The following is a 24,772-nucleotide window of genomic DNA, read 5'->3' on the forward strand; positions in this document are numbered from 1 at the left end:
TCTGAAGGTTATTGGGGGATTCGGAATCCCCGGAAAGCCTTATGGACAGCGGCCGGACAGCCGCAGCGGTCAACAGGTTGCCCCAGCCTTATAGCCGGTTACGGCAAACTGAAATAAGATGGGGCCAGAAACCAAACAGGACTATAAGGAGGTTACAAAAGGTGAAGCAGAATGTCTCAACTTCTGCAGGAATGCCCGGCATCAAAGCCCCCAGAGGCAAGGCGGGTACCCTGCTGCGGGATATTATCCGGGACAAGTGGCTGTATCTGATGCTGCTGCCCGGTGTCATCTATTTCATTATTTTTAAGTATGTCCCGATGTACGGGGTATCGATGGCTTTTATGGATTATAAGCCGTATACCGGTTTTCTGGGCAGCCCGTGGGTAGGCTTCAAGCATTTTGAACGGTTTTTCTCGGAGCCGCAGTTCGGCATGCTGTTCCGCAATACGGTTATTCTGGCGGTTTACAATCTGGTGTTCTTTTTCCCGATGCCGATTATCCTCTCCCTTATGCTTAATGAGGTAAGAAGAGCCAAATTCAAAAATTTCGTGCAGACTCTGATCTACATTCCGCACTTTGTCTCCTGGGTCGTGGTTGTCGGGATCTTTTATATTCTGCTAACAACGGAGAATGGCATTTTGAATGAGCTGCTTTACCGGATTACCGGCGAAAAAATAGCCTTCCTGCTGGAAGCGGAATGGTTCCGGACGATGATTATCACCCAATCGATCTGGAAGGAAATCGGCTGGGGTACGGTTATTTTTCTGGCTGCCCTGGCCGGTGTCGATCTGCAGCAGTATGAAGCAGCCCGGATTGACGGAGCCAGCCGCTGGCGCCAGCTGTGGCATATCACATTGCCTGCGATACGCAGTACAATCATCATCCTGTTTATTCTGCGGCTGGGCAACTTCCTGGACTCCGGGTTTGAGCATATATTCCTGATGATTACACCGACCAACCGCGAGGTGGGGGAAGTATTCGATACCTACGTGTATACCAAAGGGATGACCCAGGCCCAGTACAGCTACAGTGCGGCGGTCGGATTGTTCAAATCGGCAGTAGGGCTGGTGCTGGTATTAGGGTCCAACTGGCTGGCCAAAAAATTCGGAGAAGAAGGGGTCTACTGAACCCGCTGGATGAACAAGGAACGGAGGAGGAGTATTCTACTATGCTTCAAGATAAAACCATCGGTAACCGGATTTTTGACATTATCAATTACACACTGTTAATTCTGATCGCTCTGGTCTGCGTGCTGCCCTTTGTATATGTGCTGGCGGTTTCCTTTACCAGTCCGGCGGAGGTCGCCAGAGGCGGGTTAATTCTGTGGCCGAAGGAATGGTCACTGGCCTCGTACCGGTATATCTTCTCAACGGATACGCTGTTCCGCAGCATGCTGGTATCCATCTACATTACGGTAGTGGGGACTTTCATCAACCTGCTGTTCACTTCACTTATGGCCTATCCGCTGGCAAAAGCAACACTCAGAGGCCGCCAGTTTATTCTGCTTGCTGTACTGTTCACCATGCTGTTCGGCGGGGGCATGATTCCTACATACTTCGTAGTCAAGGCGATGGGGCTGACGAACAGCCTGTGGTCGCTGATGATCCCGAATGCGATCAGTGCCTTTAACCTGATTGTGCTTAAAAATTTCTTTCAGCAGATTCCTGACGGCCTGGAGGATTCGGCTCGGATCGACGGCTGCACCGATGTTGGCGTGCTGTTCCGGATTGTGCTTCCGCTCTCGATGCCGGCGATGGCTACCTTTGGCCTGTTTTATGCGGTCGGTCACTGGAACCAGTTCTTCAGCGCCATTCTGTATATCAACGACAGCCGGCTGTACCCGATTCAGGTGCTGCTCCGCCAGATCGTTATTTTAGCGCAGGGCAGCATAGGTGACACCTCGATTGACAACATAGAGATTCAGCCGCTGACCATACGGATGGCCGTCATCGTGTTTGCTACCGTTCCTATTCTGCTGGTCTATCCGTTCCTCCAGAAGCATTTTGCCAAAGGGGTAATGCTCGGATCGGTTAAGGGCTAAGTATGCTTGAAAGGCAATGAACAGGCTATGAATGCCTGTAGCTCCTGATTAAACGGGCGTTACAGGCTTACCATAGAAATTTCTACAACCGGAGGGGTTAGGTTAATGAAGAAAAGAATGGCGTTACTAATGGGAGGCGCGTTACTGGCCACATCTGTATTGTCGGCATGCGGCAGCAATAATGAGCAGAATGCGGCGGGCGGCAATACGGACGCGGCTAAGGGTAACACAAATGCACCTGCTGTGGAGGACACTTCACCGCTGGAGCTGTCCATTGCCGTACACCAGGCCGCTGAGGCGCCTGCCAAGGGAAATCCGATGGAGCAGGCGATTGAGAAATATACAAATACCAAGCTCAGCTTCCAGTGGATTCCGAATTCGGGCTATGACGAAAAAATTAATGTCATGATTGCCTCGGGAGAGCTTCCCAAGATCCTGAAGGTCAGCTATGTTCCAACCATTATCAGTGCCATGCAGGCTGATGTGTTCTGGGAGATTGGGCCTTATCTGAAGGATTATCCGAACCTCGCCGCCCAGCCTGAGACTTACTATAACAATATTAAAGTTGACGGAAAGCTATACGGACTGCCGGTATTCCGCAGTGTAGGCCGCGCTGTTCTGCAGTACCGCAAGGACTGGTTCGATGAATCCGGCCAGAAGGTTCCGAAGACGCTGGATGAGTGGTATAACGTGCTGAAGGCTGTAGCGGAGAATGACCCGGACAAGAACGGGAAGAAGGATACCTACGGAATCATGCTGGATAAGAACTACAATCAGGGTGTGGCTTCGACCTTAACCAGATTTTCTGTTATGCAGGGTGGTCCGAATAAATGGGAGGCAGATGAACAGGGAAACTTCACTCCTGAGTTCATGACCGATGTATTTAACGATACGCTGGATTTATTCAGACGGCTGTATGCCGAGAAGCTGATCAATCAGGATTTTGCTGTAACGGATGCCCAGACCATCGATAAGGCATATGAAGCAGGCCGGGTAGCTATGCGCATCTCCGGAGGCAATGCCCAGTCCATGCAGACCAATCTGGTGAAGGTCGTGCCTTCCGCCGTTATGGATGTGGTTGCACTTGAAGGGCCGGGCGGAATCCGGGTTCCTGCCGAGAGCGGAAATGCCGGAATACTGGCATTGCCGAAGTCCTCTGTTCAGGATGAAGCGGAAATGAAACGGGTCATGACGTTCCTCGATCAGCTGCTCGACAAGGAAATGGTCAATCTGATCAATAAAGGGATCGAAGGGACGCATTATTCAGTAGAAGGCGATCATACCCTTCCGCTGGATAAGGATGCCGATGCCAAGGAAGTGAAGCCTTACCGGGATACCCTGCTTCAGCGCGGAGAGTCCTATAACATGGATAAGCCGATGAAGCAGACAGAGCTGTTCCAGAAGAACAATAAAATCGTATCAGACAATGAACAATATGTGGTATCCAATCCTGCCCTTACGCTGATCTCAAATACCTATACAGAGCGTGGAAGCGAGCTTGAGCAGATGATTACGGACGCGGAAACCAAGTATATCATGGGCAAAATTGATGAAGCAGGCTGGAACGCCGAAATTGAGAAATGGAAGCAGGCCGGCGGCAGCAGCCTGATGGAAGAGTATAAGGAAGCTTATCTGAAAAACAAATAAGATTTGCCGGCTGGAGTAGAACCGTCTTATGAACCTGGAAAGGAAGTAAGGCGGTTTTTTTAGAGTAAAGATGAAAGCGCTTAGATGAATGCAGGTTTATCATTTTTAAAACAAGGAGGACACACATGTACAAGCAGACGAAAAAAGCCTTGAGCCAGCTCATGGTACTTGTGATGCTGGTAACGGCTGTGTTGGGCCTGCAGCCTGCCCCCGCAGAGGCGGAGGGCAATGCACAGGGCGGCCAGATCGAGGTATGGGACTTCGGAGGCGTACAGGCAGCGGGAGATTCCTATATCAATCACATTACAGTGAATACCCTTAACGGATTAGGCTCCTTTATCGGGGCCGGCTGGTTCAGGGAGAATACCGCGTTCGGCGACTTAACGGTAATGACCCCAGCCGGGGGCGGTTACCACAGACTATATTATTACGACGGTGAAGGGAACGGCGCATTATCCTACGGCAAGCCGACCACCAAGACCTTCAGCGACGGCTATGCGAGCAAGGGCTCTGTCTATTCCGCCGGCAACGGGGATGCTTCAGCCAAATACATCCGACTGGAGAATGTGGAAGCCGGGGACAAGATCACGGTATACGGCTTTGTTACCAACGGGTCCGGGCCGGCAACCGTTAATTTTGCCCTGACCAGCAGCACCACCGGTGAAGTGGTGAGCAGAAGCACCGACTCGTTTACTTCAGCGGGGCAGATCCTTGAATATCATGCACTGGACTCGGGAACCTTGCAGCTGTTTTATTCGGAGTCAGGAAGCTATAAACCTAATGTGGCCCGCATTACCAGAACACCGGGTGTTACAGTCTCCGGTACGCTGAGCCTGAATGGGCACGCGCTTTCCGGTCATTCCATTGTTTTTCAGAATCAGTCCACCGGGGAGCTGCTGCCGGTTGAGCTTGCTGCTGACGGCACTTACACGGCCGCTCTTACAGCAGGCTACACCTATACCGCCGTTCTCCGGGGCGTCAGCTCTGAGTATGCCATTTCGGACACCTCCAAGACAGTAGCCGTTACGCTTGCTGATCTGGGCAGCGGTATTAAGAATGTCAAATTAGATGTGGTTAAAAGCTCCATGGCGAAGCTCAGCGGTATCCTTAGCGGATTTGAGTCCGGCTACAGCCTCAATAGTCTGAAGCTTAATCTGGTTCCGCCCCAGGGGAGTCTTGCTCCGGTTGTAGAAGCTGCGCTGGATACAGCAGCGCTGACGTACTCGGCAGATCTCCGTGCCGGAGAGCGCTATACCTTGACCCTATCCGGCGTGAACGATTACGTGCTTACCAGCGAAGCGGATGTTAACATCAGCGCGGATACTATGCGGCCTCTCACGGTTGCGAAGGCAGCGGTTTATGATGCAACCGGTGCTTTTACCGGATTGCCGTCCGGGGTCACCGTCAGCAGTCTCCAATTTACGAATCTAAATGACGGGTACAGCTATACCGGAAACGTTACGGGCGGCGGTTATTCAGCCAAGCTGAGGGATGGCGCTTATGCAGTGACCGCCGTTTGCTCTGACCCTGCCTACACAACTGCAGGACACACCGTTATTAAGGGAAGCGGCGCGGTAAAGGATCTCAAATTCTCAACCTCCAAGGCTCCGGCCGTTCTTCCGCTGGTTCAGGATCTGTATGTGGGTGACAGCACCAAGGAGCATAATTTCGGCTCAGTCAGGGAAGCACTGGCAGCAGCCGCGAGAATGAATCCTTCCAGCGAGGCTGAGCGGATTACGATCCATATTGCCCCCGGCACTTACCGGGCACAGCTGAAAATCGCCACTCCTTACATCAGCCTCGTCAATGCCGATCCGGGTAAGGAGGTTATAATCACCTGGTACTACGGGGTTGGATACGATTATTACAGCGCAGGGCCGGATGGACTGTACAATGAGGACCGGGCTTTTGATAAATACCTGAAGGGCAATCCGGGCAGCTTCAAATGGGGTGCCACCGTGTTTGTTACGGGTGCTGCAACCGGCTTCAGGGCAGAGAACATCGTGTTTGAGAATTCTTTTAACAAGTACATTACTGAGGAGGAGCTGGAGGACGGAGTTGAGGTCACAACGATCAACACGCCTACCAATCTGACTCCAAGAACAGCTTCCCTGGACGCCAGATCGAGAGGGGCAACAGAACGGGCGGCTGCCATCGCGGTCGAAGCCGATCAGGCAGAATTTTATAAATGCTCCTTTTTGTCCAACCAGGATACGCTGTTCACGGGCAACACCCGCCAGTATTACAAGGACAGCTTCATAGAAGGCAACACCGACTATATTTTCGGCTCGGGCAACGTTGTATTCGATAACAGCACGCTTAACTTCACAGGCTACAGCGACCAGGATTCGGGGGGCCATATTACAGCAGCCAAGCCTTCTTCCGCAGCTGATCCGTCCTTTCACGGCTATCTGTTCAGGGACAGCACAGTCACTGGCAGCTCTACTAATAACTACAAGGCATCCGGGGATTTCGGGAGACCGTGGGGGCAGGATGCCAAGGTGACCTTTCTGGATACCAGACTGGAGAACAGCTCTATCATCTATCCGGAGGGCTGGGCCGGCATGGGCGGCTCCGTTCCGGAAAAGGCAGATTTCTATGAATACAACACGACCTATAACGGCGTGCCGGTAGACACCTCTGCGAGAAAAGGGAAGTTGCTTAGCGCAGCATCGGCTGTGGTTGATGTGACCAAATATTTTGGCGCTGACTGGGTGCCTCACTATTATGAGCCGGGTACTTTGACACCGCCTGTGCTGCAGGCTGACTCCGTCAGCGAATCCCGGGCTGTTATCAGCTGGCAGGGTGCTGTCAGCAGCATCGGCTCCATCCTATATGAGGTATATCAGGATGGCCGCAAGGTCGCCACAACAACTGAAGCCACTTATGCGGCGGATCATCTGGCCCCGCTGACAAGCTATACCTTTAAGGTCAATGCCGTCAACACTGCCGGAAATACGGCGGAAAGTAATGCTGTAGAGATTACTACCGCCGAGCAGGGACTGCCTGCAGCACCGGTCATAACGGCTGAACCCGGCGATGGGAATGCAACGATCTCCTGGTCCACAGTAACAGGCGCTACCTACTATACCGTCAAAGGCAGGTCTGTAGGCAGTGACAGATACGACATGCTGCATACGGTTAGCCCGGCAACGGTTACCTCATATACCTATTCGGAGTTAACCAACGGAACAGCCTATCATTTTGTTGTCTCCGCTTCCAATGAGCACGGGGAAGGTCCGGATTCCAATGAAGCTGCGGTAACTCCGGGAACCGGAACTGCACCCGTTACTGTTATTAAACCGGAGGATTTCACCGGCTATGACATCGGCAGTCCCGGCACACCGGGCTCATCAAGCTTTGATGAGGATACCAACCTGTTCACGCTGACCGGTTCAGGAACGGGAATTAATAAGAATGCTACCGGACTGGATCAGTTTTATATGAAGGCAGTCAAGGTCAAGGGAGATTATACGATCAGCGCCAAAGCGGTCTACAGTGAAGGCCAGCTGGGGGCGATGAGCTTAACACTCAGAGAGAGCCTGGACCCGAACAGCTATCATTACACACAGGCGGCTACCGCTACAGGCGGACGAAAAATGTTCCGGTACAGCGGCTCCTCCAACGGCTCCAATTCCGTGATGCCGGTGAAGGGAACAGCCTACCTGCAGATCACCAAAACCGGCGACAAAATCCTCTCGATCGTCAGTACCCTGCCGATTCCGGCTAATCCGGTTGCTTCGGAGACGCTTGCGGTCAGTACAGCTACTGCCAGCCAGCTGGGCCTGGATGAGAACGGGAATCCCAAGGAGCTGTACGTGGGGCTGATGGTGAATGCCGCCAATGCATCTTCTTCCCTTAAGGCTGTATTCGAGGATGTCAAAATTGTGATGGCCGATGGAACCGTGCTGTTTGATGCCAACGCCGGCAAGCCGGTCGCGCCGAAGAATGTCCAGGCCAAGCCTTATAATGCAGGTGCCGGCATTACCTGGGATGCGTTAAATACAGCCACTTCCTATACGGTACAACAAAGCACAAGCCCGGAAGGGCCGTTTACAAAAGCGCTGACCGTTGGGGGCTCTGTATACGAAGCTTTCGTTACAGGGCTGGAAAATGACAGAACCTACTATTTTGCCGTAACTGCAAAGAATGCCAGCGGGGAAAGCGTGCCGTCACAGGTGGTAAGTGTCTCGCCTGCTGCTTCAGCGGATATGCCTCCGGTTCTAACGATGACTTCGGCTGAGCCGGCCGCCCGGGTATTCAGTGCTCTGCTGCCGCTAAGCGGGACCGTGGATAAGGAGAGCATCCTGACAATCAGAAATAACGGAATTCCAGAAAAGCTGAACGGGACGGAAGAGCAATTACTTTTACACAAAGGGGATACGTTCAGTGCGAAGCTGATTCTGGTGCCGGGACTGAATGAAATTGAAATCAAGGCCACCGATACGTACGGCAATGAAACCGTTATTAAGTATACCGTCACTTATACGTATAGAGCGGGCAGCATTGGCTTTTATGATGCAGAGGGGCAAACCGTTACTGTGCTCGAAGCAGGCAAGGAAATTTGGATACAGGCAGAAGCTGAAAATTATATCGCTGACACCAAAGATGTCCTGCTGTTTATCGGCCTGTATGACGAACATAACAACCTGATCAAATTCATCAGTACGGCTGAGACCCTGTACAGTGGTGAGACGGATACCCTATACGCCCGGCTGAGGCTTCCTGATGATGTGGACGGCTATACGCTCAAAGCCTTTGTCTGGGACAACATGACTGACATGCAGCCTGTTTCTGAAGTTATTGAATTGAAGCCTAATTAATCCGCAGGGAGGATAAATATGAAGAAACGGATAGTTTCAACTGCGCTTTGTGGGCTGCTGGGCCTTTCTTTTCTGGCTGATGCAATGCCTGCTTATGCAGACCAGGCACCGGCGGCGATACCGGCGTTTCCGGGTGCTGAAGGCGGCGGGATGTATGCCAGCGGCGGCCGGGGGTATGACGTGTATGAGGTGACCAATCTGAATGATTCCGGTCCCGGCTCGTTAAGAGACGCGATCAGCGGAGATAACAGAATGATTGTGTTCCGCGTGTCAGGAACGATTCAGCTATCCAGCTCGCTCAGCTTTAACAACCGAAAGAATATTACCGTTGCCGGACAGACAGCTCCGGGAGACGGGATTTGCATTGCCGGGCACAATACGGACGTAAGCAATGCCCGCAATATTATTGTCCGGTATTTGAGATTCAGGCCCGGTTCATCCAATATCTCCAGCGAGCCGGATGCGCTGGGAGGCCGGGGCTCGAGCTATATCATGATAGATCATGTCTCGGCCGGCTGGTCTACAGACGAATCTCTGTCCTTTTATGATAATACTAATATGACAGTGCAATGGAGCATTATCAGCGAAAGCCTTACTTTATCAGGGCATGTAAAAGGAAAACACGGGTACGGCGGGATCTGGGGCGGCAATGCGACAACCTTCCACCACAATCTGCTTACCAGCCATACCAGCAGAATGCCGAGAATCGCAAACGGAGATATGACGATGTCCAATAATGTGATCTACAACTGGGGATTCAACAGCAGCTATGGCGGGACGACTGCCATGAAGTTCAACGTAGTGAATAATTACTACAAGCCGGGGCCATCCACACTCCAGTCTGTAAAAGGAAGAATCGTTAATCCGGGGGACGGCGAGTTTTTTGTGGGCGGCAATTACATGTACGGCAGTCCGGAGATCAGCGCGGACAACAGCAAGGGGATTCAGAATGCAATCCCCGCCACGGTTATCTCAAAGGCCCCGTTTCAGAATGACAGCTATACAACCGTAAAAATCACGGATGCCGAGCAGGCATACAATGATGTGCTTAACATGGCTGGTGCGGTGCTGCCAAGAAGAGATGCCGCAGACGCCCGGGCCGTGCAGGATGTAATAGACGGAACCGGCCGGACGATCAACCGGGAATATGAGGTGGGCGGTTACCCGGAATTACGATCCGCAGAGGCTCCGCTGGACAGCGATCATGACGGCATGCCGGATGCCTGGGAAGAGGCTAATGGCCTGAATAAGCTGGACAAAGCGGACGGCAAAGCCATCAGTCCGAACGGGTACAGCAATCTGGAAAATTATCTGAACAGTCTGACAGATATGACCCATGCTGCAGACAATCCTGTGGTCAAGCTGAAATCACCGGTGTATAACGCTTTGTTTGCCGAGGGCGGAGCCATCCAAATCGATGCAGAGGCTGTAGACAAGGATGGAATTGCCAAGGTGCAATTTTACAGCAATGATGTGCTGCTGGGGGAAGTAAAGAAGGCCCCGTACAGCTTCTCTTTGGACAATGTGGAGGACGGCACTTATTTTATCTCGGCGCGTGCCTACGATACGAAGGGAAATGCAACCCAGTCCACCTCCCTGCCGGTTCATGTCAACGGTCCCGGGGTGAGTTCGGGCTGGACCTCTGCGGATATCGGCAATACGCCGGTGAAGGGCAGTGGGAGCCTGGACGGCTCCGGTACGCTGACTGTGAAAGGGTCCGGAAAAATCACCGGCCGCAATGACAGCTTCCATTATGTATATCAGCAGGTCAGCGGCAATGCTTCCTTAACCGCCAGACTGGATTCCATTGCCCTGCTGGACAACAACGCCATTTCGGGCCTGATGATCCGGGACAGCCTGGAGCCGGACGCGGCTGCAGCGGTGATCAGCACCTCCATCGTGAAGGCAGACCGGGATGAGCTTGGAAACGGTGATAAGGATGATACATTCTACGCCACCTACTTCTCATCGCGGATGAACAAAGGAGAGACAATCCGCACACTGAACAATGCCGATTATCCGCAGGATTATTTGCCGGCCTTAACCGATAACACCCTGCCGATCTGGCTGAAGCTGGAGCGTGTAGGGGATACCATTGTTGCTTTTACCTCCTATGACGGTGAGCATTGGAAAGAGCTGTTCAGGGATACCTTTGCTATGGATAAGGAGGCTTATATCGGATTTGCCGTCGACGGGACCCAGCCTGCGATTGGGGATAAATACTACAACACGGCTAAATTCTCGAATGTGCAGCTCAGCAGCTCCTTTACGGTAACGGATATCAAGCTTACAGATGCCTTGGGAAATCAGGCAACGGAGCTGGCTCCGGGGCTGACCGCAGTAGCCGCAGTTACCGTTGAACGGAATTCCATTGCTGCCCCGGAGGGGGTCATTGTAGTCCAGCTGTGTGACGCTGAGGGCAATGTCCTATCCTCGTCTTATGTGAAGTCAGCCTTTGGGGTGAACGGGACCAAGACTGTAAAAGCCATGTTCAGCACTCCCCTGCATCTTACAGGGCTGCAGATAAAGGCTTATGTGGTCAATAATGTGCAAGAAGGGCAGCTCATTTCCAACGAGAAGTCCGTGCAGTTAGGAGGAGGCTTATGAACAAGAGGTGCTTCAGAGCATGTATAGCATGGATCATATTCTCATTGCTGGTGCTTCCATTCGGCAGTGCCGGTGTATCGGCAGCTGCAGCCTTAACGGCTAGCCTGGAGGTAGATCATAATACAGCAGCAATCAAGGTTACCAGTACAGCCAATGAGCAGGACACAGTAACGGTATTGATTATGCAAAAGCAGACCGGGTCCATCGCCTATATGGATCAGGCTGAGCTTAAAAACGGACAGCACACCTTCCAGACCGTGCTTTCAAAGGGAGAGTATTACGGGTCCGTGAGCTCGGCCGGCAGCGGGAAGGCAGAGCTGCAGGCTTTCATGGTTGAGCATACCGAGACGATAACGGGCTTCAGGCCCTTGCAGGCTATTACAGTTGCCAAAGGCGGGAAGCTTGTACTGCCCGGCTCCGTAGTTGCTGTATTCGACAGCGGGGCTAACCGGGAGGTAGGGGTGAAATGGTCCGGAGTGCCGGATACCGGTACAGCCGGCCAATTCACGGTTACCGGTAATGTGAACGGAAGCCTGCAAACGGTGGAGCTGGTGGTAAAGGTCGGCGGCGGGACAGCGCCGACTCCAACTCCAACACCAACATCAACACCGGCGCCAACCGTCACACCTGCTGCGACAGCGCCACCTGTACCAGGGGGGCAACCCAGCGCAGCAACAGCGACACCGAAGCCATCGCCATCGGCAGGCAGCTCTGCTATCACGCTGACTGCGGTGCTTGATCCGGCAACGGCTGTCGCGAAGGCAGAGGTCTCTGCAGCAGCCGTCAGCACAGCCTTGTCCATGGCGGCAGCGGATGCTAGAGGAATCAGAACGGTGGAGATCATTATAACGCAGGCAGAAGGAGCCAAGGCGTATGAGCCGGTGCTGCCGGCCAGCCTGTTTGCAGGAGATCCGAAGCAAGTGATCCGGCTGGTTACTCCGGTTGGAACCGCCCAGCTGCCCGGAAATATGTTCGAAGCTGCGCTTACAGCAGGCAGCTCCACTGTTTCCGTGGTTATCGGCTTAGCGGATGCGGCGGCAATAAATGACCCGTCGCTGAGAGAAAGCGCCAGCGGTAAACCGTTCATCGAGCTGACTGCGAAGGTTGACGGTGCAGCCGTTGAATGGAGCAACAAAAATGCACCGGTTACAGTATCTGTTCCATACACACCTAAGCAGGACGAACTTAACAGCAGTGAACATCTTGTAGTCTGGTATATTGATCCGGCGGGGAAGGCAGCCAAGATACCTAATACCAGATTTGACGCGGCGGCAGGGAGGGTAACCTTTAGTACCACGCACTTCAGCAAGTTTGCCGTTTCCTATGCATTCAAGACTTTTGCTGATGCTGCTAAATTTACATGGGCGCAGCAATCCATAGAAGCACTGGCCTCCAAAGGGGTGATCAACGGGATTTCGGATACGTCCTTTGCCCCCGAAGCGAACATCACCCGGGCGGATTTCCTGGTTATTTTGGTAAGAGGTCTGGGACTTACAGCCAGCTTCAATGATAACTTCAGCGATGTTAGTCCTGCGAAATACTACTATGAAGCGCTGGGGATTGCCAGGGAGCTGGGGATCACGGGCGGAGCGGGCAATAACCTCTTTAAGCCGGATACGCCGATCTCCCGCCAGGAGCTGATGGTGCTCGGCAGCAGGGCTCTTTCGCTTAGCGGGGCGGCAATACCGGCAGGCAGCGCTGACGATATCCGTAAGTTTAGCGACCGGGCCGGGCTTGCCGCTTATGCGGTGGAGGATGTGGCTGCGATGGTAAAAGAGGGAATCGTCAGCGGAAGCGGAAGCAAGCTCAATCCTCACGCCAATGCGACCAGAGCAGAGGCTGCGGTTATTATGTACAGAATTATTAATAAGCTGTAACAGTATTATTCTTTATGGTGCGCCTCCCATGTGGAGGCGCTTTTTGTGCAGCCCTTTTTTATACCGTTAAAGATTTCTTTCCAAAAGGGTGCCAACCTGCTTTGCCATGACCTGCGGGGGATGCGGCATTCCGTTAATAATCCACCACTCAATAATCCCCACATAAGCGGTGCCTGTATATTGCAGCATCACATCTTCAAATATATCGGCATTTTTTCCGCTGTCCCTGTCGATTTCTTCATTGAACCCCTTCATGACATATTCAAGCAGCCGGGCTCTGAAGGTAGGGGCGCCTTTGCTTGCCAGCATGGTCGAGAAGAATAAATAGTTTTTTTCGAAGTATTCAAAAAAAGGTGTGAGCCCGTTGCTCCAATCCAGCCTGCATGCCCATTCATCCATCTCGCTTAATTCATCCATATGGGATTCTATCAGTTTATCCAAAAGATCATATTTATCCTGATAGTGAAGATAGATGGTGCCCCGGTTCAGGTTTGCCCTGTCAGCGATGTCCTGGATAGTAATTTCATCAAAGCTTTTTTCGCCCATTAGCTCAAGAACCGCTTTTTTTAAAGCCTCTTGTGTTTTAACAATCCTCCGGTCCACTTTTGCCATACGATTTCCACCAAACCTTCTCAGTTAATTGACAATTCAAGCTGATGTGTTGAGATATCAACAGAATGCATGCTTTTAACCATTGAATCTGCACGTTGTAATTCTATAATAATAGACACGAGTTGTTTTAACAAATGTTTATGGTTATGCAGCTGCTGTTGGAATTAATTGTGACTACTTCTTTAGATTGTGAGGATGAATAAATGAACGCTGCATCAAGATTGACTAAACGAAATCCGTTACTGATTTTCATTCTAACGATAGGTGTGTTCGGTATACTCAATACCGAGATGGGCGTAATTGGCATATTGCCGTCCCTTGCTGAACGCTTTAATGTCAGTGTTACAGAAGCGGGGCTGCTGGTGAGTGTTTTTGCTCTGGGGATCGCTGTATCGGGTCCGGTCATGCCGCTGTTGTTCTCAGGTATAAACCGTAAAAAGGTCATGCTGCTGGTACTGGGAGTTTTCATTCTGGGTAATCTGGTCTCCCTGTTTACAACTAACTTTACTGTTTTATTAATAGCCAGAATTATACCAGCCTTATTCCATCCGATCTATTGTTCCTTGGCCTTTACAGTTGCAGCCTCCTCGGTAAGTAAAGAAGAAGCGCCCAAAGCTGTGTCAAAAATATTTATAGGCGTCTCTGCCGGGATGGTGGCAGGCGTTCCGATCGCAAGCTTTATCAATAGTACTCTTTCCTATGAAATGGCGATGGCCCTCTTTCCCCTGGTAAATATCCTTGTATTCATCGCTACCTTACTGTTTGTGCCCTCTCTGCCTGTCGGGGAACGGCTTTCTTATGGCACACAGTTCTCTGTTTTGAAACGGCCGCTCTTATGGGTTTCGATTGTTACGGTTATTTTACTGAACGCGTCTATATTTGGGGTGTACAGCTACCTCACCGAGTACCTGATCACAGTAACCCGTATGTCTTCCAATACTGTAAGCTTGACGTTATTCCTCTTCGGCGGAGCGAATATAATCGGAAATATTATTGCAGGAAGACTGCTTACCAGCCGGGCTGCTGCAACCGTAATCGTCTTTCCGCTGCTGCTTGCTGCTGTTTACGCCCTTCTTTTCTTTACCGGACCTATTGCTGTGCCGATGGCATTGACGACGGTCTTTTGGGGAATACTCGCCGGAGGGATTATGGCTAATCTGAATCAATATCTGATTATGTCGGCTGCTCCTGATGCGCCTGATTTTGCTAATGGATTATTCATATCTGCCTGTAATGTCGGAACGACTGTAGGTGCAGCTGCGGGCGGAGTCTTTATTTCTCAGATGGGTACACCCTATGTTATTTGGGTAGGCATACTATCCTTAATGCTCGGTTTTGTCACCATTCTATACCGCAGCTACATGCTTGCCCCTGCAAGACAGCTTTCAGGGCAAGGCTAATAAGGGAGAGTGAGCGGACCTCTTTTTTCAGCAAAAAAAATGAATCAACATTTATATGAATTCAGCCTCACTGTTCCTTTAAAGCTGTTGCCAAAAAACCGGACTTGGGTTTACATTACTACTGCGAGTATAAACGCCAAGAAGGAAGGTTGCTGCAGTATGACAGAATCCATTCAGGTATATAAAGCAACGGAGGACAAGGTAAAAATTATCGGAAGGACCCACTATTATAATGATGTGCTGTGGATGGCCCTCTCCGGCAGCGGCGTTGAGTTCACCTTTTACGGCCGCAAAGCGGAAATTACGCTGCAGGGGGATGCCATCGCCGCAACCGGCAATAACCTGGCCCGGATCGCTATCTGTGTAAACGGCGTGAGGGTAATTGATGACCAGATTAAACAGCCGTTGGTAACCTATACGGTGTTTGAAAGTGATACAGAGCAGGAAATCACGGTAACCGTCATCAAGCTGTCCGAGGCGGCCATGTCGACCGCTGGGATTAAGGCCATTACAGTCGATGCTGCGGACGGCATTAAGCCGGCCCCGGCCAGAGTACATAAGATCGAATTTATCGGCGATTCCATTACCTGCGGCTATGGTGTGGATGATGAGGACGGAACGCACCCTTTTACCACAGCTACTGAAGATGTAACCAAAGCTTATGCGTATCTGACCGCCCGGAGACTTCAGGCAGACTACAGCATGGTATCCTTCAGCGGATACGGGATTATCACAGGCTATACGGAAAATGACCAGAAGCTGACCACACATCTGCTTCCGGATTACTATGAAAAAGTGGGCAAATCCGAGGGCAGATTTAATAATACGCTTCTTCCCCAGGAGATTCCGTGGGATTTCAAGCGGTTTGTACCCGACCTGATCGTTATTAATCTGGGTACCAATGATGATTCCTATACCAAAGATGAAGCTGTGCGGCAAGCCGAGTATGCCCGGGAATATGCCGGATTTCTAAAAACGGTCAGAAGCTGCAACCCCCATGCGCATATCCTGTGTACGCTGGGAATTATGGGGGACAGGCTGTATCCTTATGTAGAGCAGGCGGTTAGCCGCTACACCGAAGAAACCGGCGACCGCAATCTATCGGCGATGAAATTTGAAGTACAGCAGGCTGCAGACGGTTATGCGTCCGACTTTCATCCGTCTCCGGTTACTCATCATAAAGCGGCTGATAAACTGGCTGCCCATATTAAAGAGCTTATGCAGCGGGAATAGCGGTTAAAAAATGCAACGGGAGAATGACATTCCGCTGCGGTTGCTGCACAGGGAATATCAGGAGCCGATCCATTACAGCCGGACTGGTGCCTGACAAGAAGAGAGGCCTGCGGAAACCGCAGGCCTCTTAAGGCATGAACAACTCCACATGGGCAATTTCCTCCAGAAGTACGCCGCGCAGGAGATTCCGTTACAGGGTCTCCTTGCCGCGGAAGCTGCTGCTCTGGAAGAAATACTGCATCAATGTCCGCATCTCACCGAAATGTCCGCCTTAGTGTTGTAAATAAAGCGGTTACGCCATGACAGCCTCGGGTCTTTTAACCTGAAGCGGCGGAGGGATCAGCCAGCCGTTCTTCTTGGTTAAGTGAAGCACCTTCAACCCAAGTGCTGCTTTGGTGAGGTGATATTTGCCGAACAAGGCGCCGACATCCTCACGGATGGATATTCCCATGGCCTGGCTGCAGGCAACCAATCCGGCTGCACTGTCTGCAGCAAGCTTGGCTGCAATCTCAGGATCCGTAAATCTTGCACCAACCGGGATGTCCTCCAGCTTGGCTTCAGGGCGCAGCGGCATAGCCGGTGCAGAAGCAAGGCCCTGTTCGGCCAATAGTGAGTCCAATTCGCTGATTTCCAGCTCCGCCTGATCAATCATAGACCCTAATATCTTCTTCAGATCATGATCACCGGCGTGATACATGTATGCCCGATAACAGGATAAAGCGCCTTTGGCTACTGTCGAGGCTGACCACACACTAAAAATCTCACCGTAATGCATCGGCTCGTCTTTGGGATTACCGCCTAAAATTCCTGTCATGATTATGCTCCTTTGTCGTTAAAGTTAAATATGGAACAACAAATAGCATGCCCGGAAATGTACAGAAATTGCAGAATTATTTATATGGAAATCCGGGCAAATAAAAAGCTGCTTTATTCCCGGAAGAGAATAAAGCAGCCAGGTTGTGCAAAAGCAGCCGCTCTTATTCTTTAATCAAAATCCTGAAGCTGAAGGGCTCGAGCTCAAGTCTGATCTCGCCATCATCCGCTTCGGCTAATTCTCCGGTCAGGGCATCCTTCCAGCTGCCCTCAAGCTTCTGGGCCAGGGCTGCCGGCTCTCCGGACGGATTCATCCAGACGGTACAATGATCTTCATCATTATAACGTTCGTAAATCAGCGGACGCTCCTGAGGGTTGTTCAGCAGGAACCCGAAGTCTCCTGTACGGAGAACCGGATGCTCTTTGCGGAGCCTGATCAGCTGCTTATAGGCTTGATGCAGATCGCGGTCCTGCCGGTCTTCCTCCCAGATCATGCATTTCCGGCAATCCGGATCATCTTCACCCGCAAGTCCGATTTCATCTCCATAATAAATACACGGGGTTCCGGTAAAAGTGAGCAGGAAGGCAACCGCCAGCTTGAGCTTGTCTTTGTCGCCTCCGAGCTGGGTAAGCAGCCGCGCGGTATCATGGCTGGCCAGCAGATTGAACAGCACTTCATTGGCCTGCTGCGGATAACGCATCAGCAGACTGCTGATATATTCCGAGAAGGTCTGGGCGTCCATATCGTCGCTTTTCAAAAATTCAATCAGCCGGTCAGACAAAGGATAATTCATCACCGAATCAAACTGGTCCCCGTGCAGCCAGCGCAGGGAATCATTCCAGTTCTCCCCGATAATATACGCATCCGGATTAACCGCTTTAATGCGCGCACGGAATTCCTTCCAGAAACGATGGTCAATTTCATTGGCGACATCCAGCCGCCAGCCGTCCATCCCAAGCTCCTTGAGCCAGTATTCGGCAATATTCAGCAGATATTCGCGCGTTTCCGGATTGGCCGTATTCAGCTTGGGCATCTCGGCGAAGAATCCGAAGGCATCGTAATTAGGCTTATCGTCTTTGACCTGGACCGGGAATTCGTTAATATGGAACCAGTCCGCATATTTGGAATGCTCCCCTTTTTCAATAACATCCTTGAACTGGGGAGAATTAGACCCGATATGGTTAAACACGGCATCAAGGATGATCCGGATTCCTTTGGAGTGGGCTTCATCGACCAGCTTTTTCAGCAGCTTCGTATCGCCAAAATGAGGGTCAACCTTCATATAGTCGGTGGTATCATACTTGTGATTCGTAGGTGCCTCAAAGATCGGAGTGAGGTAAATGGCCGTAATGCCCAAGTCCTCCAGGTAGTCGAGATGGTCGATAATCCCCTGCAGATCTCCGCCAAAAAAATTATCCGTGGTGGGTTTATCCCCCCATGGCGCAACGTCATCGGGATCATTACTTGTATCCCCGTTCGCAAAACGTTCAGGCATGATCTGATAGAACACCGCCGACTTTGCCCATTCCGGCGCCTGGAAGATATCAATCTCATGGATGTACGGCCAGTCATAGAAGCCGTTTGGCGCTTCCGGGTCCCGGGTATGAATTCCGTTCTCTGTCATCCACACGGTTTCCTCGCCGGTATGAAAACGGAAGGCATAGGAGAAACGGCGATGGTCCGGCTTCACGGTCGTCTGCCAGTAGTCAAAGAGCCGGTCGGTTCCTACTTTCCGCATCTCGTATTCGTGATTGTAGGTTTCCCAGTCATATTTATCCCCGGTCAGCGCATAGACCCGCTCCACGTTCTGCTTTTTGGTCCGGACGCGCAGATGAAAGGTGTCTTTATCGTAAGGGTAGGCCCAGTTGCTGTGGGGAACATGATGCAGACTCTCCAAATGAATATTTGTGGTAAGGTTAGCAGAGCTAATGGCTTGTTCATTGGATATCATCTTTGTTCCTCCCTGTAAGTGGATGATGTATGGTTTTTATTGTTACCTTTATAAAATAGAATAAGCCGGGTCAAATAATTGCCGTCAAAAAAAAGCCCGGATCTAACCGGACTGCCGGAAATAGTGCGAATTTTTCCTGCGGTTATTTGGACAGCTCAAGTGCTGTTTCATGTATGCCTCCTTGTAGATTTATAAAGTGCTACATTATAAATAACCCGTGCCGGAGGAACTAAACAGGGAGGATTTAAGTCGATAGGATTCTACATAACATAGATAATTTTCTGCATTCATTTGTGCAGGGAGGAGGCATTAGAATGAGAGAGTCTTAGCGACAGGAGGCCAGGGAATGAGTGAACATATAATCCGGTTTAACCGGCCGGCAGAACAATGGGAAGAAGCTATGCCTATAGGGAATGGAACTCTTGGGGGAATGGTGTTCGGCAAGAACGGAATCGAGCGGATTCAGCTGAATGAGGACAGTCTGTGGTATGGCGGTCCTATGGACCGCAACAACCGGCAGGCGCGCGGGGCTGTGGATGAAATACGCCGGCTTTTGTTCGCGGGCCAAATCAGTAAAGCAGAGCAGCTTGCGGCACAATCGCTGGTTGGCGTGCCTGACGGACAGCGCCACTATGAACCGCTGGGCGATTTGTATCTGGAATTGGGCCATAATGAAGGGGAAGCGGCTGGCTACAGCCGGCAGATTGATCTTGGACAAGGTGTGGCATCTGTAAGCTACAGTGCAGCCGGGGTTCATTACAGCCGGGAATGTTTTGCAAGCTATCCTGATCAGGTGATAGCTATTCGGCTGAATGCAAGTGAGCCGGGAAGCTTGTCCTTTGCAGCTTTATTTGGAAGAGGGACTGTGCTGGAACCGACCCCATGGTCCGATATTCTCAAGCGGCCTGTAGGATTCCAGGCTTATCTGGACCGTGCCGAGGCACGCACACCGGCTGATCTGATTGTACGCGGCCGCACCGGCGGTGAGGAAGGGATCCGGTTCTGCGCGGCCATCCGGATTGTAGCCGGGGACGGCCGGTTAACCTGCACGGGCGGGCAGATTGCCCTCGAAAAAGGGAGCGCGGCGACGGTTCTTGTATCAGCCTGCACCGATTTCCGTGTGCCAAAGGATCAGCTGGAAGCGGAATGTCTCCGCAGGCTCGATCAGGCTTCAGCCAAAACATATGAGGAACTGCGGGCCAGCCATGTGCTGGACTATGCGGCCATGTTCAGCCGTGTAGAATTATCGCTGCAGGATGAAGACAGTGATGGAGTAAAAATGCTTCCGGTTGATCAGCGGCTGGAGCGGGTCAGAAGCGGGGCGGCGGATAACGGGCTGATCAGCCTGTATTTCCAGTTCGGGCGTTATTTACTAATCGCAAGCAGCCGGCCCGGCTCTCTGCCGGCCAACCTGCAAGGCATCTGGAATCAGCATATGCTGCCGATCTGGGACAGCAAATATACGATCAACATTAACACGCAGATGAACTACTGGCCTGCTGAAGCAGCGAATCTGGTTGAATGTCACCTCCCGTTGTTCGATTTTATCGGCAGGCTGAAGGAACGCGGAGCAGAGACGGCACAGGTGATGTACGGCTGCAAAGGGTTTATGGCCCATCATAATTCAGACATCTGGGCGGATACCGCTCCGCAGGATGTGTGCATTACTTCGACGTTCTGGGTCATGGGTGCAGCCTGGCTGTCCCTGCATTTATGGGATCACTATGAGTTTGGGCAGGATCTGACGTTCCTCCGGGAAGTCTACGGAACAATGAAGGAAGCCGCGGTCTTCCTGCTGGACTACTTAATAGAAGATCCGTCCGGGAACCTGGTCATCAGCCCGTCTTCCTCGCCGGAGAACCGTTACCTTCTGCCAAACGGCGAGTCAGGGGCACTGTGCTATGGCGCCTCAATGGATAGCCAGATTATCAGGGAGCTGTTTAACAGCTGTAGCCGCAGTACGGAAATTCTTCAGGAAGACCGGGAGTTTGGGGATAGTCTGCGCAAGACACTGGAGCGGATTCCGGAGCTTGCAGTCGGACAGCATGGTCAGATTCAGGAATGGAGTATAGATTATGAAGAGCTGGAGCCGGGACACAGACACATCTCGCATCTGTTTGCCCTGCATCCCGGATCACAAATTATCCCGGACACAACCCCGGAACTGGCGGAGGCTGCCCGGATCACCCTTGAAAGAAGGCTTGCCCATGGGGGCGGACATACAGGGTGGAGCCGGGCATGGATTCTGAACATGTGGGCGAGACTTGGGAAGGCTGAGCGTGCTTATGAAAATATTCTTGAGCTGCTTCGCACCTCCACGCTGCCCAACCTGTTCTGCGATCATCCGCCGTTTCAGATTGACGGGAACTTTGGAGGGACGGCAGGCATCGCCGAGATGCTGCTGCAGAGCCACGGGGGAGACATCCGCCTGCTGCCCGCATTACCCGGTGCCTGGCCGCAGGGACTGGTCAAAGGTCTGCGGGCGCGCGGAGGGTTCGAGGTGGAAATGGAGTGGAGCGGCGGCAGGCTTGTCCGGGCCAACGTTCGCTCCATAGCCGGCGGAAGGGTTACTGTAGTTTATAGGGAGCGGCGGATCGAGCTCGATTTTTCGGAGCCGGGATTTGAAGTACAGCTGAGTGCCGGGGATTGGGAGTAATAAAACAGGAATCCGGCATGGACTTGGACGGGGCTGCACTACATTATATGTTACGGTCCGGGTCACACTAAATTAAATGGCAAGGACCAGGCCGCACTAAATTAGATGGCAAGGACTAGGTCACACTAAATTATATATAGTACCTTATAATATGTTATAATGGACTTCTTACTGCAAACTATGAAGAATAGAGGTCGCCAGAGGATGAAATGTAAAATTAACCGTAATGCCGCTAAAGTCCTGAAGGACATGCTGAACACTCCGGAAGCGGAAGGCAAAAAGATCCGCGTAGTGATTACCCAGAATCACGGGGACCACGGCCACTATGATGTGACCCTGGATACACCGACTGAGCATGATGAAATTGTGGCAACCGACAAGGATATCGAGGTCCTGCTGGATACACGTGAGCCGCTGCTGGACGGAGTATGGATTCAATACTTCTACGTGCCGCAGGAAGGCTTCTTTATCACAAATCCATCTACCGGATTCCTTGAAAAATAAGCAATACTGTTGATGTGTAAAAAGCGTTCAGCCCGTCTGCGGGCTGAACGCTTTTTTATGGCTTTCTGGTCGGCTTACTGTGAAGGTTAAAGCAGCCCCCGCTCGCCTGGGACAGGGGGACGACAGCCATAGCTCCTTGTTTTAGTAAAAACCGGGGACTGGCTGTTTGTGGCTGTGGCTGAATAAAGGGATTTTTTCCCTTTAAACTGGCTCAAACCAGGTAGGTGGAGATCAAATAAAGGGATTTTTTCCCTTTAAACTGGCTCAAACCAGGTAGGTGGAGATCAAATAAAGGGATTTTTTCCCTTTGAACTGGCTCAAAACAGGTAGATGGAGGTCAAATAAAGGGATTTTTCCCTTTAAACTAGCTCAAACCAGGTGGGTGGAGGTCAAATAAGGGGATTTTTCCCTTTAAACTGGATCAAAGCAGGTGGATGGAGGTCAAATAAGGGGATTTTTCCCTTTAAACTGGCTCTAACCAGGTGGATGGAGGTCAAATAAGGGGATTTTTCCCTTTAAACTGGCTCAAACCAGGTGGGTGGAGATCAAATAAGGGGATTTTTCCCTTTAAACTGGCTCTAACCAGGTGGATGGAGGTCAAATAAGGGAATTTTTCCCTTTATACTGGCTCAAACCAGGTGGGTGGAGGTCAAATAGGGGGATTTTTCCCTTTAAACTGACCTCCTACGCAGCAACCGTGACGGCACCTCGCGCCCCTACGGCCCCTGCGGCCCCTGCGGCCCCTGCGGCCCCTGCGGCCCCTACGGCCCCTGCGGCCCCTGCGGCCCCTGCGGCCCCGCGCCTCGTCCCCCACGCGGCTCAGCACCTCGGGTCACGCTAACCATGCGCCACCGCCCTCTTCATCCCTCTCAGAGGCAAGTATCCTCTTTTTACAAGTAACACAGAATAGACTGCTCAATCCAATACATAAACCGGGAAGCCGGGCTCTGGTTCTCGTATGTCTTCATCCGCAGGTACATGTCCAGGCCGTCTGAAACGTCATGCCACAGGTCGGTGAACACAAAGTCAAATTGGCCCTGGGACATTTGCCGCTGCGCATATTCAAAAGCATCTGCCTGAATAACCTTGACCTTGTGCGCGTTACCGAACTGGGGCAGAATATACTGGCTGAACAGCCTGATCACATCCTCGTTGCTGTCCACAATCGTTACACTTTGCACGTCTTCTTTTTCCGACACCATGTAGGCATAATACCCCATCCCGAGCCCGTACGTAAGCACATTGCCAGTCGCTCCTGTGACAGCTTCCTTCATCGTCTCGATCTCATTCGGGGTAATCGTCATCCAGATCCGGTTATTCTCGAGCACCGCCGGAAAGCGGAATTCCGTCTCAAAAAAGCCGATCTGCGGCATCAGCCGTCCTTCGGGCGTGGTAATGATGTCATTGCAGACAAAAGCCTCATAAGGCTTGTACTGTTCATATTTCAATTCACTGCCGCCGATCGTGACCGCAGGTATTGTAATGTTCCTGAAGTAGGGGTTAGCGTAATATTCCTGGACATCCAGCCTGTGCAGCATTTTGCTGAAGTATTGGTTGTAAAGGATCGTATCCTCAGCGTTATCCACAATATCCAGCCCCAGCGCCCCCGCAAAAAGAACACCGAATGCATACTCCGCAGACACGCCGAGTCCGGTTATCTCATCTATATCTTCTTTGCTAATGTAATCTGGCCTGTTATTTAAATACTGGCTTAACAAGGCTAAGACTTTGTAGTTGTCCTCTTGAATTCGTTCTGTTGTATTGGATTCCATGATATCCCCTTTACCGTTCTGATCGTTACGCGAAAATAGGCGCTTATGCGTCCAATCCCTGCCCGCCGAGCCGGCGCTTGAAGCTTTCCTGCCAGTTCCGTTCAATGCCCGCTGCCGCAGCCGTGAAATCACCTGTCCGCAAGGCGCTGATAATCTGTTGATGCTCTTCAACCGACTGCCCGGCACCAGTGAAACCGTTGAAGTAGGTTCCTTCATAGCGGCGCAGCTTTTTTTTGAGCCCGTCCAGTACGCTGATCAGCTCCTCATTAGCTGACAGGCTGATCAGCACCTGATGAAATAACGTATCCAGACGCTGGGCTTCCAGTGCATCCCGGGTGTTCAACGCTTGCTCCAGCTGCTCATTATATTGCTCCATTTCCCGGATATGCGCAGAGGTGACATGGTCCTTGGCAAAGGAGACAGCCAGCTTTTCCAGTGAGATGATCATCGGATACAGCCGGTAAGCCTGATTAACATCCACAGGTGCAACCTGGGTCCAGCTGTTGGCCTTGCTCTGAATCATACCTTCTTCTTCGAGCCGGAGCAGCGCCTCGCGGATCGGAGTACGGCTGGCCCCGAGTGTTTCAGCCAACTCCTGGTCCTTGAGCTTATCGCCCGGCTTCAGCACCCCGTTAATAATCCATTCCTGTATTTGAAGGTACACCTGCTCACGGATGGATGAGCGTTTGACCTTGGCAGTATCTTGCGGCAGCAATCGAAAACCCTCCTTCATTACAATTACACATAGAAGTAATATATCACATACAATTTTGGATTGACAGCAAGCGGGCAGTCTGATTAACATGTAATATATCACATATCAATTTGGCGACGG

The 24,772-nt window shown here is 51.6% G+C and carries 15 protein-coding genes; 10 read left to right on the forward strand and 5 right to left on the reverse strand.

The features are described from left to right. The first annotated feature begins 191 nt into the window (after nucleotides 1-191). From AC4G46_RS07775 to AC4G46_RS07800, 6 genes are all read left to right on the forward strand, one after another. Complete coding sequence (locus AC4G46_RS07775) at nucleotides 192-1,127, forward strand: ABC transporter permease (protein WP_342566368.1); 936 nt, start codon at nucleotides 192-194, stop codon at nucleotides 1,125-1,127. 41 nt (nucleotides 1,128-1,168) lie between these two features. Further along, a complete protein-coding gene (locus tag AC4G46_RS07780; protein ID WP_042199483.1) occupies nucleotides 1,169-2,041 on the forward strand; it encodes a carbohydrate ABC transporter permease in 873 nt (290 codons plus the stop codon). Between the two features lie 105 nt (nucleotides 2,042-2,146). Continuing rightward, nucleotides 2,147-3,688 carry an extracellular solute-binding protein gene (locus AC4G46_RS07785; protein WP_491127422.1) on the forward strand — a complete coding sequence of 514 codons (1,542 nt, stop codon included), beginning with the start codon at nucleotides 2,147-2,149 and terminating at the stop codon, nucleotides 3,686-3,688. Between the two features lie 125 nt (nucleotides 3,689-3,813). Then, on the forward strand, nucleotides 3,814-8,511 hold the full coding sequence (locus AC4G46_RS07790; RefSeq protein WP_491127423.1) for a pectinesterase family protein: 4,698 nt from the start codon (nucleotides 3,814-3,816) through the stop codon (nucleotides 8,509-8,511). Nucleotides 8,512-8,529: 18 nt separating this feature from the next. Then, a complete protein-coding gene (locus AC4G46_RS07795; protein ID WP_491127424.1) occupies nucleotides 8,530-11,118 on the forward strand; it encodes an Ig-like domain-containing protein in 2,589 nt (862 codons plus the stop codon). Beyond that, complete coding sequence (locus AC4G46_RS07800; RefSeq protein WP_491127425.1) at nucleotides 11,115-12,995, forward strand: S-layer homology domain-containing protein; 1,881 nt, start codon at nucleotides 11,115-11,117, stop codon at nucleotides 12,993-12,995. The genes AC4G46_RS07795 and AC4G46_RS07800 overlap by 4 nt, the downstream gene beginning before the upstream one ends. 66 nt (nucleotides 12,996-13,061) lie before the next feature. Here the strand turns inward: AC4G46_RS07800 and AC4G46_RS07805 are convergent, their stop codons facing one another. Next, on the reverse strand, nucleotides 13,062-13,607 hold the full coding sequence (locus tag AC4G46_RS07805) for a TetR/AcrR family transcriptional regulator (protein WP_491127426.1): 546 nt from the start codon (nucleotides 13,605-13,607) through the stop codon (nucleotides 13,062-13,064). A 221-nt stretch (nucleotides 13,608-13,828) separates the two neighbouring features. Here AC4G46_RS07805 and AC4G46_RS07810 point away from each other — a divergent pair, with 221 nt between their 5' ends. Both AC4G46_RS07810 and AC4G46_RS07815 read left to right on the forward strand, forming a co-directional pair. Beyond that, complete coding sequence (locus AC4G46_RS07810) at nucleotides 13,829-15,007, forward strand: MFS transporter (protein ID WP_491128815.1); 1,179 nt, start codon at nucleotides 13,829-13,831, stop codon at nucleotides 15,005-15,007. A 159-nt stretch (nucleotides 15,008-15,166) separates the two neighbouring features. Continuing rightward, the gene (locus AC4G46_RS07815) at nucleotides 15,167-16,240 is read left to right on the forward strand and encodes an SGNH/GDSL hydrolase family protein (RefSeq protein WP_491127427.1); all 1,074 of its coding nucleotides are present in this window, start codon (nucleotides 15,167-15,169) and stop codon (nucleotides 16,238-16,240) included. Between the two features lie 292 nt (nucleotides 16,241-16,532). Here the strand turns inward: AC4G46_RS07815 and AC4G46_RS07820 are convergent, their stop codons facing one another. Then, on the reverse strand, nucleotides 16,533-17,054 hold the full coding sequence (locus tag AC4G46_RS07820; protein WP_491127428.1) for a DUF3231 family protein: 522 nt from the start codon (nucleotides 17,052-17,054) through the stop codon (nucleotides 16,533-16,535). 163 nt (nucleotides 17,055-17,217) lie between these two features. Further along, the gene (locus AC4G46_RS07825) at nucleotides 17,218-19,005 is read right to left on the reverse strand and encodes a glycoside hydrolase family 13 protein (RefSeq protein ID WP_491127429.1); all 1,788 of its coding nucleotides are present in this window, start codon (nucleotides 19,003-19,005) and stop codon (nucleotides 17,218-17,220) included. 346 nt (nucleotides 19,006-19,351) lie between these two features. Here AC4G46_RS07825 and AC4G46_RS07830 point away from each other — a divergent pair, with 346 nt between their 5' ends. Next, nucleotides 19,352-21,661 (forward strand): glycoside hydrolase family 95 protein, encoded by a 2,310-nt coding sequence (locus AC4G46_RS07830; RefSeq protein ID WP_491127430.1) that lies wholly within the window; start codon nucleotides 19,352-19,354, stop codon nucleotides 21,659-21,661. 204 nt (nucleotides 21,662-21,865) lie between these two features. Beyond that, nucleotides 21,866-22,165, forward strand: a complete 300-nt coding sequence (locus AC4G46_RS07835; RefSeq protein ID WP_068722354.1) for a heme biosynthesis protein HemY — start codon at nucleotides 21,866-21,868, stop codon at nucleotides 22,163-22,165. 890 nt (nucleotides 22,166-23,055) lie between these two features. On the opposite strand, the gene AC4G46_RS07840 is transcribed toward AC4G46_RS07835, so the two are convergent. Together AC4G46_RS07840 and AC4G46_RS07845 are read right to left on the reverse strand one after the other, a co-directional pair. Continuing rightward, nucleotides 23,056-23,937, reverse strand: a complete 882-nt coding sequence (locus tag AC4G46_RS07840; protein ID WP_491127431.1) for a spermine/spermidine synthase domain-containing protein — start codon at nucleotides 23,935-23,937, stop codon at nucleotides 23,056-23,058. A gap of 43 nt (nucleotides 23,938-23,980) precedes the next feature. Continuing rightward, nucleotides 23,981-24,652: a GntR family transcriptional regulator gene (locus tag AC4G46_RS07845; RefSeq protein ID WP_491127432.1), complete on the reverse strand. Its 672-nt coding sequence runs from the start codon at nucleotides 24,650-24,652 to the stop codon at nucleotides 23,981-23,983. Nucleotides 24,653-24,772: the final 120 nt, after the last annotated feature.

Source organism: Paenibacillus sp. fava2 (assembly GCF_058313675.1).